Source organism: Burkholderia sp. AU4i (assembly GCF_000466765.1).
In the GTDB taxonomy this organism is placed as follows: domain Bacteria; phylum Pseudomonadota; class Gammaproteobacteria; order Burkholderiales; family Burkholderiaceae; genus Burkholderia; species Burkholderia cepacia.
This window is the reverse complement of record NZ_ASSI01000114.1, coordinates 1-9,230: the sequence shown is the minus strand read 5'-3', so window position 1 is coordinate 9,230 and position 9,230 is coordinate 1. Positions and strand designations below refer to the sequence as shown.

9 protein-coding genes are annotated in these 9,230 nt (G+C 68.8%); 7 read left to right on the top strand and 2 right to left on the bottom strand.

Features of this window, described 5'->3' with window-relative positions; all coding sequences use genetic code 11:
- Both L810_RS25645 and L810_RS25640 read right to left on the bottom strand, forming a co-directional pair.
- On the bottom strand, nt 1-598 hold a 598-nt coding region (locus tag L810_RS25645; protein ID WP_042976173.1), incomplete at its 3' end, for a ferritin.
- Between the two features lie 56 nt (nt 599-654).
- On the bottom strand, nt 655-1,602 hold the full coding sequence (locus tag L810_RS25640) for a fatty acid desaturase family protein (RefSeq protein ID WP_042976172.1): 948 nt from the start codon (nt 1,600-1,602) through the stop codon (nt 655-657).
- Between the two features lie 417 nt (nt 1,603-2,019).
- Here L810_RS25640 and L810_RS25635 point away from each other — a divergent pair, with 417 nt between their 5' ends.
- Genes L810_RS25635 through L810_RS25605 form a run of 7 tightly spaced genes read left to right on the top strand, consistent with a single transcriptional unit; the run spans nt 2,020 to nt 9,157 of the window.
- On the top strand, nt 2,020-3,783 hold the full coding sequence (locus L810_RS25635; protein ID WP_042976171.1) for a fatty acyl-AMP ligase: 1,764 nt from the start codon (nt 2,020-2,022) through the stop codon (nt 3,781-3,783).
- The gene (locus L810_RS25630; RefSeq protein ID WP_021161213.1) at nt 3,780-4,490 is read left to right on the top strand and encodes an ABC transporter ATP-binding protein; all 711 of its coding nucleotides are present in this window, start codon (nt 3,780-3,782) and stop codon (nt 4,488-4,490) included. The genes L810_RS25635 and L810_RS25630 overlap by 4 nt, the downstream gene beginning before the upstream one ends.
- On the top strand, nt 4,462-5,679 hold the full coding sequence (locus tag L810_RS25625; RefSeq protein WP_021161212.1) for an ABC transporter permease: 1,218 nt from the start codon (nt 4,462-4,464) through the stop codon (nt 5,677-5,679). The genes L810_RS25630 and L810_RS25625 overlap by 29 nt, the downstream gene beginning before the upstream one ends.
- Nucleotides 5,676-6,416 (top strand): outer membrane lipoprotein-sorting protein, encoded by a 741-nt coding sequence (locus tag L810_RS25620; RefSeq protein WP_021161211.1) that lies wholly within the window; start codon nt 5,676-5,678, stop codon nt 6,414-6,416. Before L810_RS25625 ends, L810_RS25620 begins: the two co-directional genes overlap by 4 nt.
- A complete protein-coding gene (locus L810_RS25615; RefSeq protein ID WP_042976170.1) occupies nt 6,406-7,725 on the top strand; it encodes a hypothetical protein in 1,320 nt (439 codons plus the stop codon). Before L810_RS25620 ends, L810_RS25615 begins: the two co-directional genes overlap by 11 nt.
- Before the next feature lie 15 nt (nt 7,726-7,740).
- On the top strand, nt 7,741-8,844 hold the full coding sequence (locus tag L810_RS25610) for a hypothetical protein (protein ID WP_021161208.1): 1,104 nt from the start codon (nt 7,741-7,743) through the stop codon (nt 8,842-8,844).
- Nucleotides 8,845-8,902: 58 nt separating this feature from the next.
- Nucleotides 8,903-9,157, top strand: a complete 255-nt coding sequence (locus L810_RS25605; protein ID WP_011350104.1) for an acyl carrier protein — start codon at nt 8,903-8,905, stop codon at nt 9,155-9,157.
- Nucleotides 9,158-9,230 lie beyond the last annotated feature (73 nt).

Genomic DNA, 9,230 nt, shown 5'->3' with positions numbered 1-9,230 from the left:
GCTTCTCGGTGCGGCGCGCCGATGCCATCAGCACGCCGATCTTCGCGAACGCCGCGCGCGCGACGTCGCCGCAGTCGTTCAGCGCCTTCTTCATGTAGCGCAGGTAGGCGCCGCCATGGCGCGCTTCATCGCGCGAAATCGTTTCGTAGATCTGCTTGATGACCGGCTCGGTATGCCAGTCGGCCGCGCAGCGGTACCAGTGGTTCAGGCGGATCTCGCCGCAGAAGTGCAGCATCAGCGTCTCGAGCGGCGGCGCCGGGTCGAATTCGAAGCGCACCGCGTGCAGTTCCTCTTCGGTCGGCACCCTCTCGGGCCGGAAGCGGCGCAGGTATTCCATCAGCACGAGCGAATGCTTCTGCTCCTCGAAGAACCACACGCTCATGAACGCGGAAAAGTCGCTGTCGTGCCGGTTGTCGCGCAGGAACATTTCCGTCGCGGGCAGCGCCGACCATTCGGTGATCGCGTTCATCCTGATCGTCTCGGCCTGCTCGTCGGTGAGCAGCGAAGCGTCGAACTTGTCCCACGGAATGTCCTTCTCCATGTTCCAGCGCACCGCTTCGAGCGACCTGAATAATTCCGGATAGAGCATCGTCGTCACCGTCGTTGAACAACGTTCCGGCACGGCACGCACGCGGGCGGCCGGCCCCGTCGCGGTCATGCCGATTGCGTGGACGCCGGCGCCGCCGCTTCGGCATCGGGCGCACGCTCGTCCGCATCGTCGTCCACCGTGCGCGGCGACAGCCTGCCGCGCAGCAGCGCGTAATAGAACTGCCGGTACGTGCGGTGGTAATAGCGGATGCGCGGCCCGATCGCGCCATGCAGGTCGTGCAGCCGCTCGATCGGCAGGTTCGGCATCATGTGATGCTCGACGTGATAGTTGTTGCCGTTCGTGAACCACGTCATGAATGCGTTGCTCTCGATCGTCCGCGTGTTGCGGAACGGGTCGGTGCTCGTCAGGTCGCAGCGGTAGTGCTCGGGCATCTCGACCAGCGCATGCACGGGCGCGGCGACGAACACCAGCGGCACGACCCACACCCACACGACAAACCACGTATGCAGCGCGACCGACACGCCGGCCAGCAGCGCGATCGCCGCGACCATCAGCAGGTGATCGCGGCGGATCGCGCGCGACACGAGCGGGTTGTCGCCGAAGCGCGCTCCCGGCACGACGAGCTTCGCGACGTTCTTCGCGAACTGGATATAGTGCGCGGCCATCGACAGCCGCCACGCCCACAGCCCGAGATTGACGACGGGGCTCGCGCCGTACTGGTCGCCGTAGTCGAAGAACTCCTTGTTCTCCGGCGTGCCGAGCAGCCGGTGATGACGCAGGTGGCTGTCCTGGTACGCGTGGAACGACACCAGCATCGGCATGCCGAGCAGCACGCCGAACACCATGTTGAGCCGCTTGCTCCGGAACCCCTGGTAGTGCAGCGCCTGGTGCTGCAGCTCGACGCCGTGTGCGTACATCGCGCCGATCAGCAGGATCCCGACGATCTTCAGGATCACATACGTCGACAGCGCGAACAGCATGCCGTGCGCAATGAGCGCGACGTATACCGCGAGCTTCAGCGAGAAGACGACGCCGCTCGGGCGGCTCTTCATGTCTGCAACCGGTTTCTGACGGGCGACAAGCGATGAGGTGACGGACAAGACGCTCTCCTTGAGCCGGACCCTGCCCGGCGCCATGACACGGCGACGCTGGCGCGCTGCCGGGTTGCAATTCTTCTGTGAGTCGATGCTTCGGACAAACGAATTTTCCGAACGCATTGCATGACGCCCGCGCATGAGCGCACCACATCGTGAACTAGACGACCGGTCGAATGCGTACCGGTCATTCACCTGGCGCGGGTTCACATGCATCCGTGCGGGGCAGACCCGAGTGGATGCGTGCCGCTCATGCATAGCCTGCAAATATTCCGTTTGTCGCGTCATGTCGATCCGGCAAGAATCCCCTCACTCGACGAACGGCGCCGCCGGCACCGTGGCACGAGCGGCCGTGTTCCTCAACGGGAGATTCTCGTGACGAAGTGCGCATCCACCATTCATCGCCTGATCGAATCGCTCGAGGACGTCGCGGGCGCCACGCATCGCATGACGTTCGTCGACGAGGCCGGCAACGAGGCAGGCATCACGTACCGGCGCTTCGCGGAAGCAGTGTTTCACCAGGCCGGCGCGCTGCGAGAACTCGACGTGCGCGAGAACGACCTGGTGATGCTCGCCTTGCCCGCGTCGGTCGAGCACGCGGTCGCGATGATGGCCTGCGTGATGACGGGCGCGCTGCCCTGCACCGTGCCCGTTCCCGCGCGCCGCGCCACCGCCGGCAGGCAAGTGATCGACGTCGCGTGCGAGCTGTACCGGCCGCGCCTCGTCATTGCCGCCGATGCGCAGGCCGCCGCGTGGCGCGACGACGCGTTTCCCGCGGCATCGACGCGCGTGGTCGATCTCGACACGCTGTCGATCGCCGCGGATGCCGGCGCACGCGCGCTGATCAGCGCGAAAAGCGGCCGCGACCCGCACCATGTGCAGCTCACGTCGGGCTCGACGTCGCACCCGAAAGCCGCGGTGCTCAGCCATGAGAACGTGATCGCGAACGTGCTCGGCATCGGCGGGTCGGTCCGCTTCGACATCGCGGCCGGTGACGGCACCGCCTCGTGGCTGCCGCTCTATCACGACATGGGGCTGCTCACGCTGCTGTCGAACCTGCACTACCGCGCGCCGCTGCTGATGATGCAGCCGAACAGCTTCATCCGGAATCCGCTCGGATGGCTGAAACGCATCGCGTCGGCGCGCGCGACCACGACGTCGGTGCCGACCTTCGCGCTGCGCTACTGCGTGCGCCGCTTCAATGCCGCCGCGATGGAAGGCGTCGACCTGTCCGCATGCCGCAACATCTTCATCGGCGGCGAACGCGTGGACGACACGACGCTGCGCGCCTTCGCCGCGACGTTCGCGCCGTACGGCCTCGCGGCATCGGCGCTGCAGCCGTGCTATGGGATGGCCGAATCGACGCTCGCGGTATCGATGCATCGTGCGTGGCATGAAGGCACGGTGGACGGGGCACCGTACGTGATCGCCGACACGCTCGACCGGCGCGCGCTGATCGAGCGCCGCGACGCGCAACCGGCCGCCGCGAACGACGGCGCCGACACCGAGACCGAAACCGTGCTCGCGATGGGCACGCCGATCGACGGCATGGCCTTCCGCATCCTCGACGACGGCGACCACGCGCTCGCGAACCGCGCCGTCGGAGAAGTCGCGATTCGCGGCACGTCGGTGATGCTCGGCTACCTGAATCCCGACGACGGCTCGATCGCCGCGCCGCTGTCGGCCGACGGCTGGTTCCGCACCGGCGACATCGGCTACGTCGCGGACGGCCAGCTCCATATCCTCGGGCGCAAGAAGGAAGTCATCATCATTCGCGGCAGCAACTACTTCCCGCACGACATCGAGGAAGCGCTGGCATCGCATCGCACGCTGCGCAAGAGCACGTGCATCGCGTTCGGGCTGCCCGACCCCGAGACGGGCACCGAGCGGCTGGTCGTCGCGATCGAGGCGCGGCCCGCCGATGCGACGCCGCAGACGCGTGCCGAGTGCCAGCAGCTGCTCGCGTCGCGCATCGGCTTCGCCGCGCAGGATCTGTGCTTCGTCGAGCCCGGCTCGTTGCCGCGCACCACGAGCGGCAAGCTGCAGCGCCTGAAATGCCGCGACCTCTATGCGAACGGCGCGCTGCCGGTCATCCACGCGGCGGCGGCGGTCGAAGCCGGCCAGGGAGCGTACGCATGACGGCCGCCCCGCTCACGCCGGTGCTCGAGCTGCGCGACGTCACGCGCGTTTACGAGGGCGCGGGCCGCGTCGTCGCGGTGCGCGACGCGACGATCTCGATCGGCCGGCGCGACGTCGTCGCGCTCGTCGGCCCGTCGGGCAGCGGCAAGAGCACGCTGCTCAACCTGGCCGGCTTTCTCGACGTGCCGAGCAGCGGCGAACGCTGGCTCGAAGGCCATCGGATCGACGACGCGCCGGACACGCTCGAACGGATCCGCCGCGAGCGCATCGGCTTCGTGTTCCAGCAGTTCAACCTGATTCCGGTGATGTCGGCGCTCGAGAACGTGGAGCTCGGCTGCTTCGCGTGGGGCACGCCGCGCACACGCCGCGAGCGGGCCCGCGCGATGCTCGACGCGGTGGGGCTCGCCGCGCGCGAACGCCACCGCCCCGGCGAGCTGTCCGGCGGCGAGCAGCAACGGGTCGCGCTGGCGCGCGCGCTCGCCAAGGAGCCGGCGATCGTGATCGCGGACGAGCCGACCGCCAGCCTCGACAGCACCAACGCGCGCGCGGTGGCCGAGCTGATCCTCGACACCAACCGCACGCTGGGCACCGCCTTTCTGATTGCGTCGCACGATGATCGTCTGTGCGCGCACCTGCCGCGCCGCATCGAGATGCGCGACGGCGTACCGGGAGTGAATCGTGAACTGGTCGACGTTTGCGTGGCGTAACCTCTGGCGCAACAAGCGCCGCACCGTGCTGACGATGGCGATGATCGGCGTCGCCGCGTTCGCGTCGAGCCTCGCGCTCGGCTACGTGATCGCGACCTTCGACGCGGTGCGCGAAGGCTCGATCGACAGCGGCGTCGGCCACGTGCAGGTGCTGCACCACGGTTATCTCGACCTGATCGGCGAACGGCCGCTGCAGTACGGGCTGACCGCCGACGAGCAGGCAACCGCCGCGCGCGCCGTCGCCGCGCTGCACGGCGTCGCCACCACCGCGCGCGGCATCGACTTCGACGGGCTGATCTCGAACGGCGATCTCAGCTACGGCTTCGTCGGCGAAGGCATCGAGCCGAACCGCGAGCCGCCCGGCTTCTTCGACTATCACACGGTGCTGTCGGGCCGCTACCTGTCGCCCACGAATGCCGGCACCGAAGTCGTCGTCGGCGCCGAACTCGCGCGCAAGCTCGGCGTGCACGTCGGCTCGGTCGTGCAGTTGATGGCCTCGACCGCGCACGGCGGCATCAACGCGACCGACGCGCAGATCGTCGGCGTGATGAGCACGGGCAACAAGGACGTCGACGAACGGATCGTCAACGTGACGTTCGCGGCCGCGCAGGCGCTGCTGCGCACCGACCGCGCGTCGCGCATCGCGGTGTTCCTGTCGGACACGGCGCGCACGCCGGCCGCCGCCGCGACGCTGCGCGCCGCGCTGCCCGCGCTCGACGTGAAGACCTGGGACCAGCTCGTGTCGCTCTATCACCAGGTCGTCGCGCTGTACAAGAACCAGTTCTCGGTGTTCGGCGCGATCCTGTGCGTGACGATCCTGCTGTCGATGAGCAACTGGATCCTGATGAGCATCGTCGAGCGCCGCCGCGAGATCTCGACCCTGCGCGCGCTCGGCGTGCCGGCCGCGACGGTGCGCGGCGTGCTGATCCAGGAGACCGCGTTCCTCGGCCTGCTCGGCGCGGCCGCCGGCATCGCGGCGGCGCTGCTGACGATGGTCGCGCTCAACCACGCGCAGATCCACCTGCCCGCGCCGCCCGGCCGCGTGAAGCCGATCCTGCTCGAATTCACGGTTTCGCCGGCCGCCGTGGCCGCCGTCGAAGGCGCGTTCGTCGTGCTCGGCGTAGCCGCCGCGCTGCTCGCGACGCTCGGGCTCGCCAAACGCAACATCCTCGAAGGACTCGCCCCATGAACCGCATTCGCCTGATGGTCGCCGCGCTCGTCGCGTGCGCGCCGCTCGCCCACGCAGCCGACGCACCGGCGGCCCAGACCATGCTCGCCCGTGCCGACGCGTACCGCAGCACGGCCGCCGATACGCAGACGAACATCCAGATCACGAACGAGGTCGGCGGACAATCCGGCGACGCGACGCGCTATCTCGTCTACACGCGCGGCAACGGCGACACGCTCGCGCTGACGCGCAGCGGCGAGAACGACGGCCAGAAGTATCTCGCGACGACGCGCGGCCACTGGTTCTACGTGCCGAACACGCGCAGCGCGGTACGCATCAACGGGATGCAGCGGCTGCAGGGCGAGGTCGTGATCAGCGACATCACGCGCACGCACTGGGCGGACAGCTATCGCGCGTCGGCCGCGCCCGGCGCGACGACGATCGCCGGCAAGCCGGCCACCGAGCTCGACCTGACCGCGACCGATCCCGACAACGTCTACCCGACGATCAAGCTGTGGGTCACGCCCGACACCGACGTGCCGGTGCGCGCGCAGTTCTTCCTCGCGAGCGGCCTGCTGTTCCGCAGCGCCGATTTCTCCGCGCCGGTCGATGCGAACGGGCGCAAGGTGATCCGCAAGATCACCTATCGCAACGAGATCGAGAAGCAGCGCGCGAGCGTCGTCGACATCCTCGACGGCCAGCCGCGCAAGATTCCGTCGGGCTGGTTCAACCCCGACACGCTTGCCGATGGCCAGTGACCACGACGCCCATGCCGACGCCCGTCGTGACCGCCCTCGTCCCCCGTCCGGCCGCCTCCGGCGCGGCGTCGTCCTCGCCGTTCCGCTCGCGCTCGGCTGCACGCTCGCGCACGGAGAATCGCTGATGGAACAGTTGAGCACGCTGAACGGCATCGCCTACGCACGCTCGGTCGACAGCATGGACGGTCATGCGCTGCTCGGCAGCCTGATCGGCGACCAGCCGCGCAACCAGCAGGAAGCGGGCCTGCTCGCGCGCATCGACGGCGAGAACCTGTTCCTGAACGCGCGCGCCGTCGCGAGCAACCACTCGCTCGGCGCGCAGGCCACCCGCTTCAACGAGGCCGGCGTGCGCTATGCATTCGACAACGGCATCACGCTCACCGCCGGCAAGCGGATCGACCCGCTCGACACGTCGCAGGCGTTCTTCCCGCTCGGCTTCTTCCAGAAGCGCGCCGCGACGGCCGACATCTACGACCGCTACGGCGACGTCGAAGGCACGCCGCTCGTCGAAGCGAAGTGGGCCGGCGAACAGGCCACGCTGCAGTTCATCGCCGGTGAGAACCGCACGCTGCGCAACGACGTCGACAACCGCGACGTGCAGGGCGCGACGCAGCTCGTGCGCGGCGCGTACAACTGGTCGGGCGGCTCGGCCGCGCTGCTCGCCGGACGTCATGCGGGCCGCGGCGGCGCGGGCGCGACGCTGTCGGTCGACGTCGCGCGCTCGAACACCGTCTACGCGAGCGCATGGCTCGAACGCGGCACGACACGGCCGCTGCCGGCCTTCATCGCGAACGGCACGCCGCTCGATTCGCCGGCCGCCTACGACGCCGTCGATCGCCGCAACGACCGCCAGGTCATGTGGCGCAGCGCGGTCGGCATGCAGAGCGCATTGCCCGGCAACCTGTCGCTGATCGTCGAGTGGTCGCACGACGAGGCGCGTTACGACGCGAACCAGTGGCGCCGGATGGTCGGCGCGGTGCGTGCGAACAACGCGCTGCTGCCCGTCGCGCCCGGCGCCGCACTGGCCGGCCTCGGCGGCACCGCAAATTTCGTGAGCGCGGACGGCAACCTGCGCGACTACCTGTTCGCGCGGCTCGGCAAGAAGATCGGCCGCGTCGAGTATTCGCTGCGCGGCGTCTATTCGCCGCAGGACAAGGGCCTGCTCGCGATCGCCCAGGTCGTCGCCGACGTGAACAAGCGCGTGAGCGTCGATGTCGCGCTCACCCGCGCGTTCTCCGACAGCAACTCCGAGTACCGGATGGTCGGTCTCGGCACCCGTATCGACGCCGCCGTGCGCGTGCGCTTCTGACAGGAACCCCGCCCCATGTCCACGTTTTCCGCCCCCGCTTCGTCCGTCGACCTGCCCGCACCGCTGCTGCTGCGCGTGGCCGACCAGGCCGCGTATCCGGTGCTGCGCCACCTCGACTCGATCGGCACCATCGGCACGCCGCCGCGCGCGGCCGCCCGGCTCGTCGAGGCGGCCGCCGTGCGGCTGCTCGACAGCGAGATGGTGATCGCGCTGCGCGCCGCCACGCCGGACGTGCTGCCCGATTCATCCGCATCGACGCCGCTGCGGCACGACGAGGCGCCGCTCACCGAAGCGCTGCTCGGCCAGATCGAACGCGAAGGGTTTCACCACCTGTTCAAACCGTTCATGCGCGCGTTCATCCGCATCATGTTCGGGCTGTTCTTCTCCGACGACCAGAACCGTCGCGCATGCGACTGCATCGACAGCGGCCACAACTTCGCGTTCCTGATGAGCGACGGCGGCGGCCCGACCCTTGCCGCCTGGCGCACGGTCGCGCGCAGCGACGATCACGGCCTTGCGCTCACCGTCGACAAGGTGTGGGGCATCGAAGCGCATCGCGACTGCATGGCGGTCGTCGCCGCGCGGTTGCCGGGCGTGATGTTCCCGGCCGCGTATCTCGTGTGGCCCGACGAATACCGCAAGCTCGCGCGCACGACCTGCGGCGCGCCGTTCCTGGCTGGCAACCTGCAGCTCGCGAACGTCGTCGGCCAGGTGCGCGTGAGCGCCGAGGATCGCCTGCGGATCGGCGGCCCGACCGTGTTCAACAAGTACCTGACCGTCGTGCGCCCCTACTTCGTCCGCGCGCTGATGGCGCACGTCGAATGGCTCGCGCAAACCGGCCGCGTCGAGCTCGACGCCGACGCGCGCGCCGTCCACCGCTTCATCGCCGACGCCGCGCGCAGCCAGACCGACGACGCGCACTACAGCTTCGGCAAGGTGCAGCGCGTGCTCGCGATCAAGCTGCTGTCGAACGAGTTCCTGACGGCGCTCGTGCGCGACGGCCGGGTCGCGACGTTCGACGACCAGCGCGACCTGCTGGCGTTTTCGAAGATGGAAGGCAGTTCGTACCGTTGTTATCACGAGCTTCGCAAGAGCCTGCGCTGCGAAGCCGGCAGTTGACCCACGCGACAGGCCGATCGATCCCGATCAACCCACTTCATTACCAGGAGCTCCTCTCATGACGACCCAGAACGTTCCGGCCGACGCGCTCGACATCCTGTCCCGCGAAGTCGCGAAGATCCTCAATGTCGAGACCGTCGACACCGACGCCGGCATCGGCGAACTCGGCATCGATTCGCTGAACATCGTCGAGCTGATCGTGTTCTGCGAACAACTCTACGGTTCGATCGACCCGGAAGCGCTGAACATCACGCAGTACACGACGCTGCAGCAGCTCGACGCGCAACTGCGCCGCCAGCAGCACGCCGCCTGACACGACGATGCTCGCGCCCCTTGCGACCGTGGCGGCCGCCGCCGCCGAGCCGCTCCCGGTGGCCCCGGCGGCC

Coding starts and splice junctions, on each gene's coding strand:
- L810_RS25640 (WP_042976172.1), bottom strand. CDS start 1,602: ATGAAGAGCCGCCCGAGCGGCGTCGTCTTCTCGCTGAAGCTCGCGGTA.
- L810_RS25630 (WP_021161213.1), top strand. CDS start 3,780: ATGACGGCCGCCCCGCTCACGCCGGTGCTCGAGCTGCGCGACGTCACG.
- L810_RS25620 (WP_021161211.1), top strand. CDS start 5,676: ATGAACCGCATTCGCCTGATGGTCGCCGCGCTCGTCGCGTGCGCGCCG.
- L810_RS25615 (WP_042976170.1), top strand. CDS start 6,406: ATGGCCAGTGACCACGACGCCCATGCCGACGCCCGTCGTGACCGCCCT.
- L810_RS25610 (WP_021161208.1), top strand. CDS start 7,741: ATGTCCACGTTTTCCGCCCCCGCTTCGTCCGTCGACCTGCCCGCACCG.
- L810_RS25605 (WP_011350104.1), top strand. CDS start 8,903: ATGACGACCCAGAACGTTCCGGCCGACGCGCTCGACATCCTGTCCCGC.